Annotated in this window: 28 protein-coding genes; 5 read left to right on the top strand and 23 right to left on the bottom strand. The window is 43.7% G+C overall.

Annotated features, from left to right (window positions below; translation table 11 throughout):
• Positions 1–75 precede the first annotated feature (75 nt).
• The 11 genes from accC to ASG93_RS29080 form a co-directional block, all read right to left on the bottom strand.
• A complete protein-coding gene (gene accC, locus ASG93_RS29130) occupies positions 76–1,434 on the bottom strand; it encodes an acetyl-CoA carboxylase biotin carboxylase subunit (protein ID WP_056837877.1) in 1,359 nt (452 codons plus the stop codon).
• 104 nt (positions 1,435–1,538) lie between these two features.
• Positions 1,539–2,036 (bottom strand): acetyl-CoA carboxylase biotin carboxyl carrier protein, encoded by a 498-nt coding sequence (accB, locus tag ASG93_RS29125; RefSeq protein WP_056837875.1) that lies wholly within the window; start codon positions 2,034–2,036, stop codon positions 1,539–1,541.
• Between the two features lie 155 nt (positions 2,037–2,191).
• Positions 2,192–2,950, bottom strand: a complete 759-nt coding sequence (locus ASG93_RS29120; protein ID WP_056837873.1) for a SpoIIIAH-like family protein — start codon at positions 2,948–2,950, stop codon at positions 2,192–2,194.
• 35 nt (positions 2,951–2,985) lie between these two features.
• Positions 2,986–3,624, bottom strand: a complete 639-nt coding sequence (spoIIIAG, locus tag ASG93_RS29115; RefSeq protein WP_321166710.1) for a stage III sporulation protein AG — start codon at positions 3,622–3,624, stop codon at positions 2,986–2,988.
• 4 nt (positions 3,625–3,628) lie between these two features.
• Positions 3,629–4,378 (bottom strand): stage III sporulation protein AF, encoded by a 750-nt coding sequence (gene spoIIIAF / locus ASG93_RS29110; RefSeq protein ID WP_056837872.1) that lies wholly within the window; start codon positions 4,376–4,378, stop codon positions 3,629–3,631.
• Between the two features lie 12 nt (positions 4,379–4,390).
• Positions 4,391–5,590, bottom strand: a complete 1,200-nt coding sequence (gene spoIIIAE / locus ASG93_RS29105) for a stage III sporulation protein AE (RefSeq protein WP_056837870.1) — start codon at positions 5,588–5,590, stop codon at positions 4,391–4,393.
• 23 nt (positions 5,591–5,613) lie between these two features.
• Positions 5,614–6,003, bottom strand: coding sequence for a stage III sporulation protein AD (gene spoIIIAD, locus ASG93_RS29100; RefSeq protein ID WP_056837867.1), 390 nt, complete (start codon positions 6,001–6,003; stop codon positions 5,614–5,616).
• Between the two features lie 10 nt (positions 6,004–6,013).
• Complete coding sequence (gene spoIIIAC / locus ASG93_RS29095; RefSeq protein WP_029197158.1) at positions 6,014–6,217, bottom strand: stage III sporulation protein AC; 204 nt, start codon at positions 6,215–6,217, stop codon at positions 6,014–6,016.
• A 62-nt stretch (positions 6,218–6,279) separates the two neighbouring features.
• Positions 6,280–6,798, bottom strand: coding sequence for a stage III sporulation protein SpoIIIAB (gene spoIIIAB, locus ASG93_RS29090; RefSeq protein WP_056837865.1), 519 nt, complete (start codon positions 6,796–6,798; stop codon positions 6,280–6,282).
• Between the two features lie 6 nt (positions 6,799–6,804).
• The gene (gene spoIIIAA, locus ASG93_RS29085; RefSeq protein WP_056837863.1) at positions 6,805–7,788 is read right to left on the bottom strand and encodes a stage III sporulation protein AA; all 984 of its coding nucleotides are present in this window, start codon (positions 7,786–7,788) and stop codon (positions 6,805–6,807) included.
• Between the two features lie 72 nt (positions 7,789–7,860).
• Positions 7,861–8,124 carry a YqhV family protein gene (locus tag ASG93_RS29080; RefSeq protein WP_029197161.1) on the bottom strand — a complete coding sequence of 88 codons (264 nt, stop codon included), beginning with the start codon at positions 8,122–8,124 and terminating at the stop codon, positions 7,861–7,863.
• 349 nt (positions 8,125–8,473) lie between these two features.
• Here ASG93_RS29080 and ASG93_RS29075 point away from each other — a divergent pair, with 349 nt between their 5' ends.
• The 3 genes from ASG93_RS29075 to ASG93_RS29065 all read left to right on the top strand — a co-directional run bounded on the left by ASG93_RS29075 (position 8,474) and on the right by ASG93_RS29065 (position 10,542).
• Positions 8,474–9,277, top strand: a complete 804-nt coding sequence (locus tag ASG93_RS29075; protein WP_056837861.1) for a phosphosulfolactate synthase — start codon at positions 8,474–8,476, stop codon at positions 9,275–9,277.
• Between the two features lie 3 nt (positions 9,278–9,280).
• On the top strand, positions 9,281–10,000 hold the full coding sequence (locus ASG93_RS29070; RefSeq protein WP_056837859.1) for a 2-phosphosulfolactate phosphatase: 720 nt from the start codon (positions 9,281–9,283) through the stop codon (positions 9,998–10,000).
• 77 nt (positions 10,001–10,077) lie between these two features.
• A complete protein-coding gene (locus tag ASG93_RS29065; RefSeq protein WP_056837856.1) occupies positions 10,078–10,542 on the top strand; it encodes a DUF441 domain-containing protein in 465 nt (154 codons plus the stop codon).
• A gap of 8 nt (positions 10,543–10,550) precedes the next feature.
• On the opposite strand, the gene ASG93_RS29060 is transcribed toward ASG93_RS29065, so the two are convergent.
• The 5 genes from ASG93_RS29060 to ASG93_RS29040 form a co-directional block, all read right to left on the bottom strand.
• Positions 10,551–11,807, bottom strand: a complete 1,257-nt coding sequence (locus tag ASG93_RS29060) for an aspartate kinase (protein ID WP_056837855.1) — start codon at positions 11,805–11,807, stop codon at positions 10,551–10,553.
• Positions 11,808–11,943: 136 nt separating this feature from the next.
• A complete protein-coding gene (gene efp, locus ASG93_RS29055) occupies positions 11,944–12,507 on the bottom strand; it encodes an elongation factor P (RefSeq protein ID WP_056837853.1) in 564 nt (187 codons plus the stop codon).
• A gap of 15 nt (positions 12,508–12,522) precedes the next feature.
• Positions 12,523–13,596 (bottom strand): M24 family metallopeptidase, encoded by a 1,074-nt coding sequence (locus ASG93_RS29050; RefSeq protein WP_056837851.1) that lies wholly within the window; start codon positions 13,594–13,596, stop codon positions 12,523–12,525.
• Positions 13,597–13,614: 18 nt separating this feature from the next.
• Complete coding sequence (aroQ, locus tag ASG93_RS29045; RefSeq protein ID WP_056838204.1) at positions 13,615–14,046, bottom strand: type II 3-dehydroquinate dehydratase; 432 nt, start codon at positions 14,044–14,046, stop codon at positions 13,615–13,617.
• An 80-nt stretch (positions 14,047–14,126) separates the two neighbouring features.
• Positions 14,127–14,618, bottom strand: a complete 492-nt coding sequence (locus ASG93_RS29040; RefSeq protein WP_056837849.1) for a YqhR family membrane protein — start codon at positions 14,616–14,618, stop codon at positions 14,127–14,129.
• Positions 14,619–14,819: 201 nt separating this feature from the next.
• Between ASG93_RS29040 and ASG93_RS29035 the strand changes: the two genes are divergently transcribed.
• Positions 14,820–15,713 carry a DUF1385 domain-containing protein gene (locus tag ASG93_RS29035; RefSeq protein ID WP_056838202.1) on the top strand — a complete coding sequence of 298 codons (894 nt, stop codon included), beginning with the start codon at positions 14,820–14,822 and terminating at the stop codon, positions 15,711–15,713.
• A complete protein-coding gene (locus ASG93_RS29030; RefSeq protein WP_056837848.1) occupies positions 15,710–15,967 on the top strand; it encodes a hypothetical protein in 258 nt (85 codons plus the stop codon). Before ASG93_RS29035 ends, ASG93_RS29030 begins: the two co-directional genes overlap by 4 nt.
• A 12-nt stretch (positions 15,968–15,979) precedes the next feature.
• Here ASG93_RS29030 and ASG93_RS29025 read toward each other — a convergent pair whose 3' ends face one another.
• The 7 genes from ASG93_RS29025 to ASG93_RS28995 form a co-directional block, all read right to left on the bottom strand.
• Complete coding sequence (locus tag ASG93_RS29025; protein ID WP_056837847.1) at positions 15,980–16,942, bottom strand: patatin-like phospholipase family protein; 963 nt, start codon at positions 16,940–16,942, stop codon at positions 15,980–15,982.
• A 113-nt stretch (positions 16,943–17,055) separates the two neighbouring features.
• Positions 17,056–17,481, bottom strand: coding sequence for a transcriptional regulator MntR (gene mntR / locus ASG93_RS29020; protein WP_029197173.1), 426 nt, complete (start codon positions 17,479–17,481; stop codon positions 17,056–17,058).
• A gap of 83 nt (positions 17,482–17,564) precedes the next feature.
• Positions 17,565–18,278 carry a cytochrome c biogenesis CcdA family protein gene (locus ASG93_RS29015; RefSeq protein WP_056837845.1) on the bottom strand — a complete coding sequence of 238 codons (714 nt, stop codon included), beginning with the start codon at positions 18,276–18,278 and terminating at the stop codon, positions 17,565–17,567.
• Position 18,279: 1 nt separating this feature from the next.
• Positions 18,280–19,080 (bottom strand): metal ABC transporter permease, encoded by an 801-nt coding sequence (locus tag ASG93_RS29010; protein ID WP_056837843.1) that lies wholly within the window; start codon positions 19,078–19,080, stop codon positions 18,280–18,282.
• Between the two features lie 53 nt (positions 19,081–19,133).
• Positions 19,134–19,913: a metal ABC transporter ATP-binding protein gene (locus tag ASG93_RS29005; protein WP_056837841.1), complete on the bottom strand. Its 780-nt coding sequence runs from the start codon at positions 19,911–19,913 to the stop codon at positions 19,134–19,136.
• A 39-nt stretch (positions 19,914–19,952) separates the two neighbouring features.
• Positions 19,953–20,873, bottom strand: a complete 921-nt coding sequence (locus tag ASG93_RS29000) for a metal ABC transporter substrate-binding protein (protein WP_056837839.1) — start codon at positions 20,871–20,873, stop codon at positions 19,953–19,955.
• Positions 20,874–21,035: 162 nt separating this feature from the next.
• A complete protein-coding gene (locus tag ASG93_RS28995) occupies positions 21,036–21,446 on the bottom strand; it encodes a hypothetical protein (protein ID WP_156411092.1) in 411 nt (136 codons plus the stop codon).
• Positions 21,447–21,477 lie beyond the last annotated feature (31 nt).

Here is a 21,477-nt window from a genome sequence, read left to right as displayed (position 1 = left end):
GCATAATCCATGGTTTGGATAAGCCATCTTAATTTATAAGTATACCATTTCACCAAAAATATGACAAATGTTTGTCTACGATTCTGGATCATTCACGTCATGCTCTTCCAAGAACTTAATATCATGGTCACCCTTGATAAATTTCTTGTGTTCAAGCAGCTTCAAATGGAATGGAATTGTCGTGTTCACACCATCTACCGCAAATTCGGTGAGCGCTCTTTTCATACGGGCAATCGCTTCATCACGCGTACTTCCCCAAACGATCAGCTTCGCGATCATGGAATCATAGTGTGGCGGGATTGTATAGCCCGGATATACCGCACTGTCAACACGAACACCAAAGCCACCTGGCGGCAAGTAAAACTTCACTTGACCGGCTGAAGGCATGAAGTTCCGATTCGGATCCTCCGCATTCACACGACACTCGATGGCCCATCCATTGATGCGGACGTCCTCTTGCGCAAATGATAATGGATTGCCTTCTGCAACACGAATCATCTCTTGGATGATATCGATTCCTGTAATCATTTCAGTTACCGGATGCTCAACCTGAATTCTCGTGTTCATTTCCATGAAGTAGAACTTCCCATCAGGACCAAGCAGGAACTCAAGTGTTCCTGCACCTGAGTAATTAACGGCTTTCGCTGCACGAACGGCCGCTTGCCCCATTGCTGTGCGTGTTTCAGCTGTCAGAATCGGGCATGGTGCTTCCTCAACAAGCTTCTGTCTACGGCGCTGAACGGAACAGTCACGCTCACCTAAGTGAACAACATTACCGTGTTTATCAGCTAAAATTTGAATCTCAACATGCTTCATGCCTGTTAAGTATTTCTCTAAATATATACCTGCGTTGCCAAAAGCATTTTGTGCTTCTAGCTGCGCGGCAGTTATTTGCTGTACGAGTGTTTCCTCATTCTCGGCAATACGGATACCTTTACCGCCGCCGCCTGCTGTCGCTTTAATAATAATCGGGTAACCGATATCTCTGGCAATGACTATCGCGTCATCAACGTTCTCAACTAAACCGTCTGAACCTGGAATGATCGGAACTCTAGCTTCTTTCATCGTTTGCTTGGCAACCGCTTTATCACCCATCCGGCTTATGGCATCTGGGGATGGACCGATAAATGTAATATTGCAGCTCTCGCAAATTTCTGCGAAGTCCGCATTTTCTGCTAAGAAGCCATATCCCGGATGGATCGCATCACATTCTGTTAGTGTAGCAACACTCATCAAGTTCGTGAAGTTCAAATAGCTGTCCTTGGAGGCAGTCGGCCCAATACAATAAGCTTCATCGGCTAGACGCACATGAAGCGCATCACGATCAGCTTCTGAATAAACAGCAACTGTATAAATGCCGAGCTCACGACAAGCTCGGATAATACGAACAGCAATTTCTCCGCGGTTCGCTATTAGGATTTTATGAAATTCCATTATTTTTCCTCCTAAGAGTTTTCCGTTAGGAAAACTTGCATCATAAGCGTGTTCTGAGTTTTGCTCAAGCAAAACTGCGTCATAAGCATATGCTTACTAATCGCTTACTCCGGTCTAACTAAAAATAAAGGTTGTCCGTACTCAACAAGCTGACCGTTATCTACGAGCACTTCAACGATTTCACCCTTTATTTCAGCTTCGATTTCATTCATCAATTTCATAGCTTCCACAATACAGACAACGTTTTTGTCGCCTACTTTGGAGCCAACACTTACGAAAGGAGCAGAGCCAGGAGAAGCAGACTGATAGAACGTTCCTACCATCGGTGAAACTATCTTATGTAAAGATGAGTCCTCTTGCTTAGCATGTCCATTAGTCGTAGGGATAGAAGCTTCGAGAGCGGCAGCAGGTGCTGTGTTAGCAATGCTTGCTTGACCGATCGGAGCATACGTGTGTTGAACGGGGGCTGTTACATAGACAGGCTCCGTTTTATTCGGCTTGCGAATAGAAAGGCGTGCACCTTCATTTTCGATTTCAAGCTCTTGTAAAGAGGATTGATCGACGAGTTTGATCAACTCTTTGATTTCACTCAATTTGAACATTCATGTCACTCCTTCAAGGTTGGTGAACCAGTAAAAATGCGGTTTCATAGCCGCAACGTATGTATTATACCCATAAACGCAGGAAATGGAAAGAGTCCAGTTTGTCCGGACCCTTTCCATTGCCATCCTAGGCAGGCTATTCTCACCTATTTTTACTAAGGACGAACATATTGAATCTTAATATTTTCCGGACCCGTACCAAGCTCTTTCATCACCAAATCAACAATCGATACACCTTGGCTTTTCTCCAATTTATCGCTTTGAACTGTCACTTTCCACTTGTTTTCATCTTGATTAATGATGGCTTGTGGAAAATCTTTCAAAAGTAAAGCTTCTATATTTTCTACTTTATCTTGGATATCTGTCAGCTTCGCTAAATCGTTTGTCGCTTTAGCCACAGCTTCTGGCGTCTTCTTCGAATCGGTAATAATCTCCATTAAAGCCGTCGACGTTTTGCTAAAATAATCACTTTGTTTCATTTGCTCATTCGTGAAATAATCGCTAGCAGATGTCGTTTTCGCTTGCTCTTCAACGATCTTCAGAACTTGATCATCTGTTTTGGCTGTATTTGGTTTCGTTTCTTTGGAAGCATCTTGCGTCGTTGTTGTTTTAGCATCTGTTTTAACATCCGTTTTTGCATCGGTTTTCACGTCTGTTTTTGTTGAATTTTGCGGAGTTACAGCTTTTGTGTCGACTTTTGCATCTCCACCTGTTGATGCTTTCACATCTGTTTTGGCCGCGTTCGCAGGGTCAACCTGACTCATATCAATCTTCACTTCTTGTGTTTTATTGATCGATTGTGTTGTTGCTAAGTCAAGCTTATTGACATCCTCTGTGAACAGATAATAGGCAGAAAGCACCACCATTAAACTAAGCATAGAAACGAGCCAAATTGTTTGTCTTTTCGCATTCATTGAAATTCCTCCTCAATTTTGATTGACTACCACATTCATCCCCCAGTTTTGCGGGGTAAAATAGAGATCCTACTCGCTTGCACATCAAGTCCTCGCTCTACAGCTTCTGTAATCATTTTTTTCACCGTGAGATTCTCGGCGCCTTTGGCGACAACGATGACGCCTCTGATCTTAGGTTTAATGTATTTGAGCACAAGCGGTTTCTGGTCACCGGAAACTTGATAGACAACCACTTCACCGCTCCGCGTTACCTGGGATATATTCCGTGTCGCTCCACCATTGTCGCGTTCTACCGTCATTTGCTGATTGTCATTATAATTTTTGTCGACTGTCAGTTCTTCCGTGGACTCAATTGTAACGAGCACTTCAACATCGCCTACGCCCACAATTTTCTGCAAAATCTCCTTCAACTGTGTTTGATAAGCCGCTTCATAATCGTGAAAGGTAGAATTTTCTTTGGCTGTACTGTTGAGAAATGTCTCTTTGCTGGGTTGCGGAGAGGCTCTGCCCGCATTGATGGGATCAACATCTTTTACAGTCATAAATGCATTCATAATCATCAGCGCAGCTCCCAAGAGTCCAATCATGACGACCCACAAGAGCGTGTTCTTTCGTTTGGGTCCTCCCGGACCTCCGCCGAATTTGTGCTCCATCCATTGCAGCAATGTTCCCACCCTATCACCTCGCAATCCTTCCATTCCTTTGTTTCATTTGGATATCAATCTGTGCAGGCTCCAAGGTCCAATCACGCACGATTTTTTGCTTGAGATGGTCGACCTCTTGCTCGATTCGTGAGGATAACTTAGGCATAGCAGCTGCTTCTTTGTCGCTTGGGTTACTTCCCTGCTGCTTCGTTGTTGGTTCGATCCGTATCGGATCAATTGGCTTGACTGGTTCCATGACAGCTATGCTTTTGGAGGCTGACTTTGATTGTCCCTGTTTCGTCGCTTCTATATCATCAAGGGTTACCCTGACTTTCGTTATAGCGGGTTTCCCGTTATTGTCGATTTGCGCCAGCACTTGAACATCTTGGATGATCAGCTCGGTTTGCTTCTGTAAATCCTCTTTCATCAGCTCAGCCAGCTGTGTTTGAATCATTTGCTGTGATTGTTTTTGTCCTGCTTCTTGAAGCTTTTGAGCATCCTTCGTAATTACATCGAGCGATTTCATTAATGAATTTCCACCGCCGCTGCTCGCAAGCATGGTTTTCTCGTTTTGCCGCTGCTCCGCTTGACCGATCAATTGATCGATGTCCCAATTCTTCTGAAACAATTGAAGTACTGGCGTTAAAAGCGTGAGCAGGATGAATAAACTCATAACCGTTTTGACATATCGCTGCATGGTATTACTAGGAAGTAGCAGATCAACAAATGTAGCCAACATAATGACCATGATGACGCTTTTTAGCCATCCCGCTAACCAATCCATAGCTGCCTCCTTTCACCGCATCATCACGGAGACATTACTGATCGCAATCATGATCGTTAGAGCTAGAAAGAACATTAGGCTGACGGCTGCTAGTGCCGCAAACACATAAACTAAGCTCTTCCCAATCGTTTGCAAGCAGGCGATTATTGGACTATCTCCCAAGGGCTGCATGATCGCTGCGGATAAATTATAGATGAAAGCTAGTGTTAAAATTTTGATAGCCGGAAACGCGCACAACATGATGAGAATGACTACTCCGACGAGTCCGATTGCATTCTTCACAAGCAGGGATGCCCCAATCACTGTCTCTGTCGCATCCGAGAATAAGCGTCCCACTACAGGAACAAAGTTTCCGGTAATGTACTTTGCCGTTCGAATCGCAACCCCGTCTCTAACCGCTCCAGCAGTCCCTTGAATCGATATTACGCTTAGGAAAACAGTGACGAATATGCCCAGCATGCTTAAACTTATTGTGCGCAGCAGGTTTGCTAACTGGGTGACTTTGTATTTCTCACTTAGCGAGCTTACGATGTGCAGGACAGCCGAAAAGAACAACAAAGGGAATATAAACACATATATCGCTGTGCCAACTGAATGGATCATGAACACAATCAGTGGATGTAAAATCGCCACAGAAGTAACATTTCCCATGGATGCCAAAAGAGTTAACAGCAAAGGTACAATGGCAATCATGAACTGAATCATGGATGAAATAGCCGTTTTGGCGTAACCGATTGCTACGCTGAAGCTGTTGATTGCTATAATGATCAGAACCATATAGGTAATTGAATAACCAAGCTTGCTGACCGTGTTTCTCTCAAAGGAGCTTTGAAGTGTTTCAAGAATCATACTGAAAATCGTCAGGATTACGATCGAAGCTAACAGCTTTCCATTAATGATGATTTCGTGGAACACATAGCTTAGCAGCCCCTTGAAAATGCTCTTCATACTAATACCCTTAGTCCCAAGCAGCAACTCCATGAAGGTTGGCGTCTTACTTTCAGGGAAGTAACCGCCGTAATCCTTCATGAGCTTATCCCAATATTGCTCAACAGGCTCCGTATTTAGATGGTTGGCCTGCTCCTTGATCATGATATCCGTTGGCGATTCAGCGGCCATAGTACCCGTCAATCCAAGCCAAAGACCCATTATCATGATGAACAAGATAATCCAGCGGTTGTTCAGCTTCTGGTGCGAATAAAGTAGATTCATAAATGTCACTCCTCATGGATCATCTAAGCGGGGAGCAGTTTAACGACGGTCTCAATGATGACAGAAATAATTGGAATAGCCATCACCATAATGAGCACTTTCCCAGAAAGCTCGATCTTGGAGGCTATAGATTCTTGGCCGGCATCTCGCACGATTTGAGCACCGAATTCAGCAATGTAAGCAACACCAATGATTTTCAGAATCGTTTTGAGAAAAACCATATTGATGCTAGATTTTTGAGCTAAGTCCTCGAGCACCTGGATGACAGAAGAAATTTTACCGATCAGGAACAAGAAAATCATGATGCCCGTAAATGCTGCCAGCAAGAAAGCGAACATTGGCTTCTGCTCTTTGATGATGAGCGTTAATATCGTAACGATGAGTCCTAAACCTACGATCTGGATGATTTCCATCAGGCCCACCTCATTGGAATAGGAAGATCGTTTTGATTTCTTTAAATAAATGATCGAGCATACTGACGACCATAAAGAGCACGACCACGAAGCCAATGACCGTGACCCAGTGTGCCATATCCTCTTTGCCCATCTGCTTGAGCACCGAATGGATCATCGCGATGATGATACCGATGCCGGCGATCTGGAAAATGGCATTCACATCTACGTTCATTCCAGGCACCTCACTCTGTTCACAAGGAACTCTCTTGTACGGCCAAGTATCCCTTGCTACCCTTAATACATCAATATCACGATCAATGCTCCGATTAAGACACCGAGGCTTTTCCACATTTTCTCGTAGCGCCGCTGCTCTTCCCTGGACTCGGTTTCTTCCGTTTGAAGTTGGCTAATTGCGAGCCGTAGATGTTTGATTTGATCACTTCGATCTGTGAGTCCAAGAACAGCACCCAGCTGAAGCACCACCTCTTGTTCCGCTTGCTTCATCGAAGTTCTTGTCCATACATCATTGACACTCCATTGCCAAATCTCACGTGTGGATTTACCGTCGCTCTTCAATAAACGCTCTGAAGTTATTCGAAATAAGGAAGATAGCGGTTCTGCAACCTGCTTGCTCAGCGAGACGAATGCTTCAGGCAGCGGTGTGAGTGCATACATGATTTCCGTCTCCATTCTCCCTAACGCACTAATAAGGCTGCGGATTTGCTTGGGACGCCTAACATAGTGCGCAGCCTTTAGGAAGCCAAACAATGTGGCAGCACCGATAATAAGAACCCCGCCGATAAATTTCAGCATCTCACATCATCCTTTGCGAACAGGATAGAGTTCCAAGGACTTGCCCTGATAATCCAAGATGCGATACGATGCCGGCGCACCTTTTCTTCTATGCAGGATGACATACCTCGTGAATACCCCTTCATCCAACAACTGCTTCAGAACAGGCCTCCTGCGTACATCGTCATAATCAGCACCGTGCGCAGTGGCTACGACGCGAATCCCCGTGTGTACAGCCTCATGAATGGCGTTCGCATCTTCTGGACGCCCAATCTCATCCACAATCAGGACTTCCGGTGATAACGACCGAATCATCATCATCATGCCTTCCGCCTTCGGGCAACCATCCATGACGTCAGTTCGCGGCCCCAGATCGAATCTAGGTACACCTTTGACACACGCAGCCAGTTCCGATCGTTCATCCACAACCCCCACCTTCTTACCAGACGCAGATACGTTATTCGCCCCCCATTCTCCCCGGCTTATCAATCTAGCTAAATCGCGGATCAACGTTGTCTTCCCATGCTGCGGAGGTGAAATAATGAGCGTATGATGGATGCTTCTCAGCAAAGGATCGAATAGATGTGGCAACACCTCTTGGCCGACCCCTTGGATCTCACGGGCAATCCTTATGTTGAAAGAACTCACATCACGAATTTGCTTGACATGCCCCTGATCCAAAACAGTTCGCCCTGCTAGTCCTACTCGATGACCGCCAGCAATCGTGATATAGCCTCTACGCAGCTCTTCCTCGAAGGTGTATAAGGAATGATTCGTGAGCATCTCTAGCAGCGTCAGACAATCTTGCCGTGTCGGCTTATATGCCTTCATTTCCTGAGTCACCATCTCTCCCCGTTCACCCACAAAGGTATAACGATCCCCCCAGCTAATCTCAAGAGGCCGTGACTCTCTCACCCTGATTTCTTCAACACTAGCTTGTACGTCTGGCGGAAGTGCGGCTAAGAGAAATCGGAAAGTTTGAGGCAGCAAGTACATAATCGAATCAAGCATAGGGAGACATCCCTCCAAGTTGTCCAGTCTTCTATACTTATTTCTATGCTTAATAGAAAGAAATATGACCGATTACTTTTTTAAAATACCTATAAACAGACAGCTAACCCCAGCAATCACCCAAAGCATCTTACCCATTGATAGTTTCTCTGCGATCCCTACTAATCCAATCGTCGTTGTTGCTAGTAATACTAGAGGACCTACTAGAGCCAAACCCGAGTTCACCAGCAGCGCTTTCTCCACCGTCGCGAGCCTCAGCATCAAGATCGCCGCAATAATTTCGATACTCCCCGACATCATCCTCAGCGAAGCCATCGTTAGGACAATTTTGTTCATTTCTTTCTACTACCTCCCTTAAAAAGTAATAGCTCTTTTGAACAATGCCAAAGTTACTCAGCGGAGTGATTTTATAAAAGGCCGGAAGAACGACTTTTGTAAAACTGTTCCTACCACCCGAAGGCCAATCCAATAAAAGGAACAGTTTTACAATGGAGTCCTGGAGGTTTTTATAAAATCGTGGAGCACTCGACAGTATCTTATAGGCAGGGTTCAACAGCAGCTCACTCTTTTTACCCTACCTTATGCAGGCTCGTCTGATTTTAGGCATGCTGGGCACCTCCATTTGCGAAGATGCATATGCTGAACACAGAATTGAACCTTCAAAGGACAGTGAGGAGAATTACAGATGAAAGTGACCTCTCATTTGAAATGGAACCCCGTTCTAGCCGACCCCTCAGGACAAAGGCAGGCTAAACCACGAACGCTTGGCAAAACGATGGTGATGGATAAAGGATTAGGCTTGAACGCTTTTCAAGATCTGCTCAGCACGTCTAGCAGCCATCTGGATATGATCAAAATTGGCTTCGGTACCTCGCCGCTATATCCGCTTAACGTACTTAAAAGTAAGATTAACTCAGCCAAAGAAAGCGGCATCTGCATTTACCCGGGTGGTACCTTTCTGGAGGTCGCCATCCGACAAAATGAGGTAAACTCTTTTTTTGACATGCTTATCGCACTTGGTTTTAATGGCATTGAAATTTCCGATGGGACCATTGAGATGGAGCGCAGACTTCGAAATGAGCTTATTGCCAGAGGATTGGATGAGGGTTTCGAGGTCATTACCGAATATGGCAAGAAAGGCTGGGGATCCTCCATTGAGTTGGAGGAATTAATTGAAACGGTCTTGATCGACACCGAACTCGGGGCAAAAATGGTTACCATTGAAGCCCGGGAATCCGGCATGGGCGTAGGTATTTTTGATCATAGCGGGAAATGTAAAGATGATGAACTGCAAAGAGTTATTTCCGCCATTCCAGGGCAGCAGCTCTTATGGGAAGCACCGCTCAAAAGTCAGCAGGTGCATTTAATTAACATGCTAGGCCCCAACATCCACTTGGGCAATATTCCACCGGATGAGTTGATTGCGTTGGAAGCATTACGGAGAGGACTCCGTTCCGATACGTTGTCGTTGGGTACCAGAAAGGATTAAACGATGCATATCGAGGTTGTCGCCAACATCGGCGAAGCTAGAAGTGACGAATTTCTCCATAAAACCGTCATAGTCGTTGATGTTTTACGTGCAACAAGCACGATCATCACCGCACTAATGAACGGTTGCAAAGCCATTGTTCCTGTGGAAACGGTTCTGAAGGCCAAAGAGTTATTTCGCGAAGGTGATTTGCTTGGAGGCGAGCGTTTTTGCAAAAAGATACCTGGTTTCGATTTCGGCAATTCGCCGCTGGAATACACAAAGGCAGCCGTTCAGGGCAAGCGAATTATTCTTACAACCACAAATGGAACAAGAGGCATTCAGAAAGCGATGAAAGCCGATCACGTATTAGCTGGAGCCCTACTAAATAGCAGAGCCTGTGCGAGGGCAGCGGTCGATTTCAAACGGGACACCGTTATATTGTGTGCAGGAACTCAAGATGTTTTCTCATTGGAAGATGGGCTTTGCGCAGGTCTAATCCTTGAGGAATTGTCAATTTTACTCGGTGACAAGAACATGGCAGTCAATGATTTCGGCATGGCCATGCGAGGGTGTTATCTGCAATCGAAGAATACATTGCATGAAACCATATTAACTTGCAGTAATGGAAAGAAAATGAATAAAACTGGTTTCCAGGCTGATTTGGTTATGTGTTCAAAAGCGAATACCACAGATCAAGTTCCCATATTGGAAAGAGATCAGATGGTACTCATGCATCTTTGACAGACACGCTTCGTTCTAAATACAAGCCCTTCTCATAAACTAAGATTGAAGTTATGAGGACGAGGGGTTTTGACATTATGAATGGCGATTTGCTCTTAGTTATTCTCATTATTATTGGACTCATTGGCCGATCACCAATTATTACGACCGCGGCTTGCATTTTACTTGCGATCAAGCTTATTGGGTTAGACCGTTTTTTCCCTACGATGGAGCGCAGAGGTTTAGAACTCGGGTTATTGTTCTTAACGATTGGGGTGCTGGTCCCCTTTGCCAGCGAGCGCATCTCCTTGAAGGATATCCTGTCGGTATTCACCACTTGGCCGGGCATCATCGCACTACTTGGCGGAGCTATTGCCACCTATATGAATGGAAAAGGGTTGGAACTGCTGAAATTAGACCCACAATTAATTGTGGGTCTTGTGATTGGTTCTATATTTGGCATTATATTTATGCGTGGAATTCCGGTTGGTCCCTTAATGGCAGCCGGGATAACGGCTTTTTTATTAAAGCTGGCTTATTTTATTTCGGATAAGTTGCATTAATGTTTCGATTATCTGCGATCTTCTGGTCCACCAACAAATGCCTGCTCTTTAGTGTCCAGGCCGTATGCTGTGTGCAGAGCACTGATTACTTCAGTAAGGTTCGTGTTGTCAACGACACAGGACATTTTAATCTCCGACGTACTGACTAACGAAATTGAAATACCAAGATCAGAAATTACCTTGAACATCGTTGCAGCAACACCTGGTGTACTTACCATACCTGCGCCAACAATGGACACTTTCACAAGATTCACTTCCGAAGTCACTTCACGGTATCCGATGTCACGGCGAATTTGTTCAATGACGGTCAATGCTTTTTCGCGATCTGCAAGGGTCGTTGTGAAAGAGAAATCAGCCGAACCGCTGATCACACCGCTTTGTACAATGATGTCGACATCAATTTGCTCTTCGGCAAGCGCAATGAACACTTTCGCCAGCTGTCCCGGTTTCTCAGGTACACCCAGAATACTAATTCTTGCCACATTCTTATCGTAAGCGATGCCTCTAACGACGATTCCTTGCTCCATCACTGCTTCCTCCTTCACGTTGGTACCTTCATTGTAAGTAAAGCTGGAACGCACCACTAAGGTAACGTTATAATTTTTGGCATATTCTACAGCCCTTGGATGCAGAACAGCAGCCCCTAAATTAGCAAGCTCCAACATCTCATCATAGGAAATCTCATTAAGCTTTCTCGCAACCTTCACGATGCGCGGATCTGTCGAATAAATCCCGTCTACATCGGTATAAATCTCACATAGATCCGCTTTAATTGCAGCAGCAAGCGCAACAGCCGTTGTATCGGACCCGCCGCGGCCTAGTGTGGTAATCTCACCCGCTTCGGTCATACCTTGGAAGCCGGCTACGATGACGACATTGCCTTGTTCTAGAGCTTTCAGAACACGGTGCGGCTGAATATCCGTAATTCTTGCCTTACCATGAACCGGTTCCGTAAATATACCGCTTTGCCAACCGGTATAAGACACCGCCTGCTCACCCAAATTATGTATCGCCATCGATAAGAGAGCTACCGATACCTGCTCTCCTGTCGTTAACAGCATATCCATTTCACGAGCCGGAGGGGCTCCATCGTAAATTTGCTTAGACAGGTCGATCAAGTCATCCGTTGTATCTCCCATCGCCGAGACGACAACAACGCAGCTATGTCCTGCTTGTTTTCGCTCAACGATTCTTTTTGCAACACGCTTCATTCGCTCCGCATCACCGACAGAGCTTCCGCCAAATTTCATCACTATAAGAGACAAAGCCGACCCACTCCCAACGCATCAAGTAGCATAACAATTCAACATTATAGCATAAAAACGCCTTGTTGTGGTAAGAAATCCACATGAAATGAAAAAAAGCCTTTTGGACTCCAAAGAGTCTGAAAGGCTTTAGTCATTAGCTGCTCGCGCGTGAAAGGTATTTTCCATCATCCGTATCAACGGAAAGAATATCTCCTTCGTTGATGAAAAGTGGCACCATCACGTTAAGACCTGTTTCCACTTTCGCATTTTTCAAAGCACCTTGTGCTGTGTTTCCTTTAACGCTTGCATCAGTTTCGATAACTTTCAAGTCAACGCTCTTCGGAAGGTTAATCCCAAGAATTTCACCTTGATAGCTCAAGATTTTGATGTTCATGTTTTCTTTTAGAAAGTTCAATTCCCATTTCAATTGTTCGTGGGAAAGGGAAATCTGATCAAACGTTTCTGTATCCATGAACGTATACTCGTCACCAGCTGCGTATAAGTATTGCATTTCACGGTTTTCGATGTGTGCGCGGCCAACGTTCTCACCAGCACGGAAAGTACGTTCAACGGTATTCCCGTTACGCAGGTTTTTAAGCTTGGAGCGCACGAATGCTGCACCTTTGCCTGGTTTAACGTGTTGGAAATCCAGAACGGTGAAAATATCGTGCTCAACTGTAATCGTAAGGCCTGTTTTAAAATCATTAACTGATATCACTTGTGAATCCCTCCGCTAGTCAATAATAAGAAAATCTTTGGTAGAATGTGTAAGTATTTTAATGCCGGTGTCAGTAATTACTGCATCATCCTCGATTCGAACTCCGCCAAAGCCGGGGAGATAAATGCCGGGTTCAACAGTAACCACCATACCAGGTGTTAAAATCATGTCCTCGGTTTTCGACAAGCGTGGATTTTCATGTACCTCCATGCCTAAACCATGTCCGGTACCGTGACCGAAGTAATCGCCATAACCATGCTTCACAATCACATCACGTGCGTAAGCATCGCCTTCTCTGCCAGAGATACCTGGTTTGAGATTGGCTAAACAGTTTAATTGGGCTTCCAGTACAATGTCATAAATTTCTTTATGTTTGTCTGTCGGCTTACCTAGCATAACCGTTCTAGTGATATCTGAGCAATACCCTTTATAATACGCTCCAAAATCTAATTTGACAAATTCGTTTAATTGTAGCACGCGATCGCTCGCTTTGCCATGAGGAAGCGCAGAGCGTTCGCCAGAAGCAACGATTGTTTCAAACGAAGTTGAAGTCCCGCCATTTTTGCGGATAAATATCTCGATCTCAAGGGCAATATCCTTCTCCTTAACACCTGGCTTGATGAAAGACAGAATGTGTGAGAAAGTTTGATCGGCTAGATCGGCGGCTTCTTGCATGATCTGTAATTCCGCCTCATCTTTAACCATACGAATCAACTCAACAACGCGTGATGTAGGCACCAATTCGATACCCGCTAATCCTTCTTGGTAGCTTAGGAAATCGCCGTAGGATACATCCACTTGCTCGAAACCAAGCTTCGTGATCCCTTGCTGCTGCAAGAGTTCCTTCACTGTTTCGATGGCTTTAGCTTTGTGCTCAACAACTTCAAATAACTTAGCTTGCTGAGGCGCCTGCGTCATATAACGAAAATCAGTTAACAATAAGGCACGGTCTAACGTTATAAGAACATAGCCGGAAGAACCAGTGAAACCAGATACATATGTACGGTTGTATGCGTTCGTGATGAGTATTGCCGGTAAATCTTGCTGTTGCATAACCTTGCGAAGACGTTCAAGACGTTTCTCCTGCATTCAGATCACCATTCTTTCTTACAGATGAGGTAATAATGCTCTTAAACCAAGTTCATAGCTCTGTGCACCGAATCCACTGATTTGACCGATAACAACCGGCGCAGTAACCGAATGATGACGGAACTCCTCGCGCTTATGAATATTCGAAATGTGAACTTCTACAGTTGGCAATTGAACCGCGGAAAGTGCATCGCGAATGGCATAACTATAATGCGTGAATGCGCCTGGGTTGATCACTATACCGTCTTTACTGCCGAACGCTTCATGAATTTTATCAATAATCTCGCCTTCATGATTCGATTGAAAGCTCTCAAGCTCGATCGACAGCGTCCCAGCTAAATCATTTAAACCTTGAATAATCATTGAAAGCGAAAGCGTTCCGTACACGCCAGGTTCACGTACGCCGAGCATATTTAAGTTCGGACCATTAATGACTAGAACCTTTTTCAACAAGAAATCACTCCCAAGCATTTTTCATTGAAAAATGGGCTTTATGAGCCTATTTAACCTTTGATATTTTACCATAACTTTCATGTCTTGTGTATAGGCCGTATTGTTCTTGCATCCGTGTACTCAATGGAAATGGAATAACCAATAAACATCCCCCACAGTAGGAACAAACAAAAATCACTAAGAACTGTATCTAGATCCAGATCATAAATCCAATAGGTCATCCCCGATAACGGCCCTATGAGTAGATATATCACAGCCCACCATAAAGCTCCATACCCAAGACCCCACCAAGGGCCCTGAAGCTTCCACATCATAACCATATACATGAGCGCTGCAAAGATTGAAAATACAGTGAAGAACCCCCAACCAATGAGCGTTCCTTGCCAGGTATGCAGAAAATCATGCTTGAAAAAAGGCTCCACAAGAAAACCGATTATAATCGTAGTGAACTTTAAATAGTTCTCAACAATTTTGATTGCCCCCCATATGAATCCAGCGAAAAAACCGATGTAAAGGACAAACAGCCAACGGTTTGTCAGAAGTTTTTCCTCCTTTTTATCTCTCTCCATGCATTTTCTTCCTTTCTCTGCAGATGTTACTTGTCTTTCCTTAGGTAAGAATAGTATGTTCTACCGCTATCGGTAGCATTCAACCTGCGAATCCGTTACAATAAGGAAGTACAAATAACTGAATTTGAGAAAGATAAGAAGGTGGATCTTGTGGCAGAACAAAACAGTATATACGGAGGACAAGCCGTCATTGAAGGCGTCATGTTCGCAGGAAAAAATGTGCATGTAACCGCTGTGCGCAAAAAAGACGGTTCCCTTGATTACTTGGAAGTACCGAAGAAAGTGATCCCTTGGGTCCAAACACTCAAGAAAATTCCGTTTATTCGCGGTATTGTGGGAATCATAGAATCTAGCGCTAAAGGCGCTCAGCATTTGAATTTCTCGGCTGAATCCTTTGCTGAACAAGAGGGTGAGGATGGCAACAATGCCAAGAAAGAAGAAAAACCAGGTTTCTTTTCTAACATTTCGATGATTCTTGGCGTAGCTGTTGTGGGTGTACTTTCATTTTTATTCGGGAAATTCGTATTCACGCTGGTTCCAGCTGTCATCGAACAGTTTTTGTTCCAAAATGTATTTAGCAATCAATTTCTTCATAATCTTATAGAAGGTATTATTAAGATTATTTTACTTGTCGGATATATTTATTTCATATCTTTGACACCCATGATTCGCAGATTGTTTCAATATCATGGCGCTGAGCACAAGGTTATTAGTGCTTATGAGGCTGGCGTAGAGCTTACGGTAAGTAACGTACAGAAATTCAACACGCTTCATTATCGTTGTGGCAGCAGTTTCATCGTTTTCACCGTATTGATCGGGGTCGTCATTTACTCATTCCTACACTATGACGGATATGTCGAACGCATCGTGCAGCGTTTAATATTGCTGCCTGTAGTAATCGGTGTTTCTTACGAGGTATTACGATTCACTAACTCGCTTCGTGAGGTTCCTGTCCTTCGTTACTTAGGATATCCTGGACTATGGCTTCAACTGCTTACGACCAAGGAACCTGAAGACAGTCAAGTTGAGGTATCGATCGCTTCTTTCAACCGCATGCGTGAAGCAGAACAACGAATTTTGGAGGGACGGGCATGAGAAGAAAATTTTCCCCGATCGAGGTCGCCATTGCGATTTTGATTGCGATTGGTTTGCTGGTAAGTTTGCGAACTTTATTCATTCCTATTCTCGTGTTAGGGATTATTTTTCTTCTATACAAATTCCCACCTTCTCGTTGGAAAAAGAATTCGACGGGTCGTGGGCCTGCCAAAGGAAAAAGGAAAAACGCCAAGTTCCGCGTTATCAACGGCAGTAAAGATTCTGATTCGGATGATTTCCCCAAATATCATTAATATCACTAAGCATTATGGGCGTCGCAATACTAACTTCTCATAGTTTTGTTCATAAGTTTCGGCGGACCAATTATTGAAGTAATCATTGGAAGCTTGAAAGCCCGAGTCGTATAAAGACATACTGAGTTCCTTCGATAAGTTAAACTGAGTATTCCCCACACCTAACGTAGGGATTTTGACCGTACGAAACCGATTCTTTTGCTCAATGTAGCGCTCATCATGAGCGCTCAGCATCGTTCCAAATAACGCTTCCAGCATGGTTATCGGTCCTTTAATTTTACGTGTGGGCATATCGCTTTTACCGACTAATTGGAACCCAATAACAGGGATGATATCCTCGCGATCCGTTTCCTGGTCGAACACCCAAAGTGGATAGTTGCTTAACAAGCCGCCGTCTACAATATAATAAAACTGCTCTGCGAATGGCGCTGCCTTTGCAGAGCTTTTTATTTGGCGCCGAATCATGACAGGATCGAAGAAATAAGGAATGCTTGAGCTCATCCGAACGGCTTTCGCGATAGAAAATTTGCGTGGATCGATCCCATACTGCGCTATGTCATTCGGTAAGATCAAAAGCTTACCTTGCGTAATATCGGATGCAATAACGCGCAGCTGATTGTGTCTCAAGTCACCGAATGTACGGATTCCTTTAGCTGCTAATTGTTGATTTACCCATTCCTCGAGCGCTGCTCCGGAGTACAAGCCTTTTTTGATGAATAGCCGCGCGGCTGGACCAATAATTTTTGTATTAAAAATAGGTGAGCGCTGCATAAACGACCTGAAAGGTGCTCTCAGGATCATTTCTTTCATGTCTTCCCCTGTATAACCTGCGGCCAAAAGAGCCGCTACAATGGCCCCTGAGCTTGTACCTGCGACTTCATTGAAGACATGCCCTTGCTTCATCGCCGCGCTTACTCCGCCAGCCAGTGCAATCCCCTTTACGCCACCGCCTTCAAACACGCCATTGATCTTCAAATCGACACCCCTCCTAGTATATCGACGATAGGGCTTCCATTGTTATGTATGCGAAGGCAGTTTGTTTATATACCCATAAAAAAAGACAAAGCACCGCGAATAGCGGTCTCTGCCTAGCTTTCAGCTTCTAATTCTTTACGAACATTCATTAAATCATCCATCCGATTCGGTTCTCTTCGAAAATATTCTAATAACGTTTCAATACAAGTAATGGAATCCCAGCTTAGATGATGCTCAATTCCTTCTACATCCTTATATATATTGTCCTCTTGGACACCAATAGTCGTTAAGAAATTTTCTAGAAGTTGATGACGCTCCACTAAACGTTTCCCCATTTTCTTCCCTTTGGGAGTTAACATGAGTCCGCGATATTTTTCATAGATCAAGTAATTATCTTTATCCAGCTTTTGAATCATTTTAGTTACAGAAGAGGGGTGCACCTCAAGCCCTTCAGCAATGTCGGAGACACGAGCGTAACCTTTCTCGTCAATAAGCTTGTATATTCTCTCCAAATAGTCTTCCATGCTTGGCGTTGCCATTGCTTTATTTCCCCCTGCTTTTCCTTTATTTGCTGCCTACTGCTTAACTATCATAATGCATCAACCTAGATACGGTCAAATAACTAAAACTTTAGCCAATCGGGGGTTATGGAATTTAACCAAAGCGTAATTTGCGTCATTTTGCCCGTATAGAGCAGAACCGCAATGACGATCATCAAGCCCCCTCCTATTTTCATAATCAGGTTGGAATAACGTAGTATCCATTTCGTAGATCCAATAAAAAAAGATAATACAAAAAATGGAATTGCAAAACCAAGTGAATAGGCTGTCGTTAATTGAAACCATGTTCCAGGTTCCGTTGTTGCCAGTGCAAGGATGGCGGACAGAATCGGTCCAACACAAGGAGACCATCCTGCTGCAAAGCCCATTCCAACAAGAACAGAACCAACATACCCAGCAGGACGAAATTTGATATTGAATTTACGTTCCTTCATTAACCATTGAGGCTGGAAAATGCCAATCAGGAATAATCCCATAATGAAAATTAATAAAGCTGCTATTTGTCGAAGCAAATCACGATAATCGATGAAAAAATTGCCTAGGAAGCCCGCTGTTAAGCCTAAAGCATAAAAAATGATCGAAAACCCAACGATAAAACTTAACGTATGAAGCATCGTTTGTCGCCGAACTGCTGAAGAAGATTCCCCAGATTTTAATTCACTAACTGAAATTCCCGTTATGTAAGAAAGATAAGAAGGATATAAGGGCAAACAACAAGGTGATATGAAAGAAGCAATTCCCGCCCATAAAGCAATCCACAAATTAACAGAATCCATATTAAATCCTCAATCCTCTTTTCAAAATGATCCCGATCAGTATCGCTATAAGCGTGAGTACAACCGTTCCGCCTGGAGCAAGATCCCACACACCCGCAACGACAAGACCAATGACCACAGCAATTTCAGAAAATAGTATCGCTAAAAAGACGGAGTGCTTAAAGCTCCGAGCGATCAATAAACTGCACGCTACCGGTATCGTTAATAACGAAGAAACAAGCAGTGCTCCAACAATTTTGATAGCGACTGATATTACAAGAGCCGTAAGCATTGTAATCATCATATTATAATATTTAAGCGGAAGTCCACTTACACTCGCTGCATCTTCATCAAAGAACATAAGAAAGAACTCCTTGAAATGAGCCGCGATTACGCCAACAACAAGTATACAAACAATAAAAACAACCCATAAATCGGTTGAATCCAATGTATAAATACTGCCGAACAAATAACTCATGACGTTCATATTAAAGCCTTTGCCAATGGTAAAAAGGAGAGTCGCTAGTGCAACGCCGCCTGACATAATAATGGCTATGGATAGCTCAGCATAAGTCTTGTAGGCTTTGCGCAAACGTTCAATGGCAAACGATGCAAGCAAAGCGAACACTAGGCCAACACCTAAAGGATACACATTAATGAGAAATCCAAGAGCAACGCCCGCAATTGAGACATGCGCTAGTGTATCCCCAATCATTGATAACCGTCGAAGGACAAGAAAAACGCCCATTAAAGGCGCTGTAAGCCCAATCAGTATGCCGCCAAGTAATGCACGTTGAAAAAAGTGTTCCGTAAATATGTCCAAAATGCCCGCTCCTAATATAGGGATCTTTGTTCGGAGAACAAAGTTTCTCCTCTTTATTGAATTCCGATCATCTCACGTATCTGGCCGATTGAGTGTGTCAAATTCGTTTCACGGCAATCCTCCGGATCATGGGTATGCTTTACATAAAATTTAATACCGCCGCTAACCTTCTGCGGCTCTGTACCTAGATAAGACTGCATCATGTCCATATCATGGGATACCATGATGAAGGTCATATGATGATGCTGGTGCATATGGCGGATCATCCGGAAAAATCCGACCTGCGTTTCAGCATCGATCCCTACCGTCGGCTCATCGAGAATGAGCAGCTCAGGGTTGTTTACGATCGCGCGTGCGAGGAAAGCACGCTGCTGCTGTCCGCCAGACAGTTGACCGATGCGTCGGTCAGCCAAATCCTCGATGCGCATTGCGAGCATCGCATCTTCGGCCTTTTGAAGGTCGGCCTTGGTCAGCCGGCGATAGACCCGCTTCTTGCTATACATACCAGATAGAACAATTTCCCTGACTGTAGCTGGGAATAAGGGGTTGAACGCATTCTTTTGAGGAACATAACCGATACGTTCCCAATCTTTGAATTGGCTCAGCGGGCGATCAAACAACCTGATCTCCCCTATAGTTGGTTTTAACAAACCGACAAGCATTTTAAGCAGTGTGGTTTTACCAGCGCCATTGGAACCAATGACACCCACAAAATCACGTTCAAGAACATCGAAATGAAGCTTATCTATCACTTTCTTATTATCATAAGAGAATGAAAGGTTATCAATAGATACTATGCTCCGATGGCAAAAGTTTGTACTGTTATTCTCCATCTTCTTACTCCTGACTTATTAAGAATGGAATTCCTCTCCTTATTGTAAGGCAATTACTAGGTTTTTCAAATTTTCGTCCATGATTGAGATATAATCTTTGCCTGCTTTCATCTGTTCATCGGTTAATCCTTCAATTGGGTTAAGCACCATTGTGTCCACTTTCGCATCTTTAGCTAACGTCTTGGCTAATTTATCGGATACCAGCTCTTCAAAGAAAATATATTTCAAGTCATGATCTTTCAAAAACTCATTCATTTTTTTCAAATCCTGAGCAGTCGGCTCCGCATCCGGTGATAAACCCATTATGGACATTTGTGTCAAACCATAATCCCGACATAAATACGCAAAAGCGTGATGAGAAACCGCAATTTCTTTCTTCGATGTACGAGCAATTTCTTTTTTGTATCGTGCATCCAAATCGGTCAATTTAGCTGCGTATTTCGTATAATTTTGCTCAAAAACATCCTTATGAGCAGGATCCGCATCAATCAATGCTATTTTAATATTATTAGCCATTTTCACAGCATTTAACGGGCTTAACCAAGCATGAGGATCATATTCCTCTTTATTTTCCGTCGTTTTTATTAAATCTGCCCCTTTACTAGCCTCAACTACCTTTAAAGAAGAGTCTGCTGACAAACTACCGAGGAAGTCTTGCACCCAACCTTCAAACCCTGCTCCTTGATACACAAAAACCTGAGCTTGGGTCATATTTTTGATATCTTTGCTCTTTGGCGACCAATCATGCGGTTCTACGCCTGCTGGGACCAAATTGATTGCATTGACATACTCCCCGCCAATGTTGCGGGTAAATTCATAAAGGGGGTAAAAACTGGTCACCACATTGACTTTGCCTTGAACCATCTTAGCTTTCGAACTTACAGTACTTCCACAACCCGCCATGATAACAGTTAAAATAGCCAACAAGACTATGTAAAGAACTTTCTTATTTCTTAACATTACAATCAATCCACCCATTTCTAAATCGTAATAATTTTTATTAACGAATTGATTATACGAGTCCCCTTAATTGAAGTCAATACATCTAAGCGCAAAAAACAAAAAAGCCAGCTGTTGAATTCGCAGCATGGCCCCAACTGTTGCAAGTATTGTTCGTAATGATTATTCCGATTGTTCTCCGCCACCTTCTGTCTTTTTCGAGCTATCTGAACCTCCCTCCTTTGACCCACCTGATTCTTTACTTTTCTTCCCACCTGAGTCCTTTTTACTTGAATCCTCAGTTTTCTTTGAACCAGATGGTTTTTCACTTTCCTCTTTTAACTTCTTATAATGCTCTTCTGACTGTTTAATGAGCTTTTTATCCTGTTCTATCTTATACTGAACAATCTCATTGTAGATCTGGTATTGCTTTTTCAACTCTTGATTAATAATACTCTCTTTCCCTTTCGTACTCTGCTCTTTAGATTTCGATTGTTCCTTTTTGGCATCCTCCTTCTTCTTAGCCGAGTCGCCACCGAAAATTGAACAAGCCGATACAAGAATAACCATTCCTGTAATTCCCATTATTTTCACAAGAAACCGAACTCTCATATGCCTCACTCCG

The sequence above is a fragment of the Paenibacillus sp. Soil787 genome, from assembly GCF_001429545.1.
Lineage (GTDB): Bacteria > Bacillota > Bacilli > Paenibacillales > NBRC-103111 > Paenibacillus_E.
This window is presented reverse-complemented; position numbering and strand designations above follow the sequence as displayed.

Coding starts and splice junctions, on each gene's coding strand:
- accC (WP_056837877.1), bottom strand. CDS start 1,434: ATGGAATTTCATAAAATCCTAATAGCGAACCGCGGAGAAATTGCTGTT.
- accB (WP_056837875.1), bottom strand. CDS start 2,036: ATGTTCAAATTGAGTGAAATCAAAGAGTTGATCAAACTCGTCGATCAA.
- ASG93_RS29120 (WP_056837873.1), bottom strand. CDS start 2,950: ATGAATGCGAAAAGACAAACAATTTGGCTCGTTTCTATGCTTAGTTTA.
- spoIIIAF (WP_056837872.1), bottom strand. CDS start 4,378: ATGGATTGGTTAGCGGGATGGCTAAAAAGCGTCATCATGGTCATTATG.
- spoIIIAE (WP_056837870.1), bottom strand. CDS start 5,590: ATGAATCTACTTTATTCGCACCAGAAGCTGAACAACCGCTGGATTATC.
- spoIIIAD (WP_056837867.1), bottom strand. CDS start 6,003: ATGGAAATCATCCAGATCGTAGGTTTAGGACTCATCGTTACGATATTA.
- spoIIIAC (WP_029197158.1), bottom strand. CDS start 6,217: ATGAACGTAGATGTGAATGCCATTTTCCAGATCGCCGGCATCGGTATC.
- spoIIIAB (WP_056837865.1), bottom strand. CDS start 6,798: ATGCTGAAATTTATCGGCGGGGTTCTTATTATCGGTGCTGCCACATTG.
- spoIIIAA (WP_056837863.1), bottom strand. CDS start 7,788: ATGCTTGATTCGATTATGTACTTGCTGCCTCAAACTTTCCGATTTCTC.
- ASG93_RS29080 (WP_029197161.1), bottom strand. CDS start 8,124: ATGAACAAAATTGTCCTAACGATGGCTTCGCTGAGGATGATGTCGGGG.
- ASG93_RS29075 (WP_056837861.1), top strand. CDS start 8,474: ATGAAAGTGACCTCTCATTTGAAATGGAACCCCGTTCTAGCCGACCCC.
- ASG93_RS29070 (WP_056837859.1), top strand. CDS start 9,281: ATGCATATCGAGGTTGTCGCCAACATCGGCGAAGCTAGAAGTGACGAA.
- ASG93_RS29065 (WP_056837856.1), top strand. CDS start 10,078: ATGAATGGCGATTTGCTCTTAGTTATTCTCATTATTATTGGACTCATT.
- ASG93_RS29050 (WP_056837851.1), bottom strand. CDS start 13,596: ATGCAGGAGAAACGTCTTGAACGTCTTCGCAAGGTTATGCAACAGCAA.
- ASG93_RS29040 (WP_056837849.1), bottom strand. CDS start 14,618: ATGGAGAGAGATAAAAAGGAGGAAAAACTTCTGACAAACCGTTGGCTG.
- ASG93_RS29035 (WP_056838202.1), top strand. CDS start 14,820: ATGTTCGCAGGAAAAAATGTGCATGTAACCGCTGTGCGCAAAAAAGAC.
- ASG93_RS29030 (WP_056837848.1), top strand. CDS start 15,710: ATGAGAAGAAAATTTTCCCCGATCGAGGTCGCCATTGCGATTTTGATT.
- mntR (WP_029197173.1), bottom strand. CDS start 17,481: ATGGCAACGCCAAGCATGGAAGACTATTTGGAGAGAATATACAAGCTT.
- ASG93_RS29015 (WP_056837845.1), bottom strand. CDS start 18,278: ATGGATTCTGTTAATTTGTGGATTGCTTTATGGGCGGGAATTGCTTCT.
- ASG93_RS29005 (WP_056837841.1), bottom strand. CDS start 19,913: ATGGAGAATAACAGTACAAACTTTTGCCATCGGAGCATAGTATCTATT.
- ASG93_RS29000 (WP_056837839.1), bottom strand. CDS start 20,873: ATGTTAAGAAATAAGAAAGTTCTTTACATAGTCTTGTTGGCTATTTTA.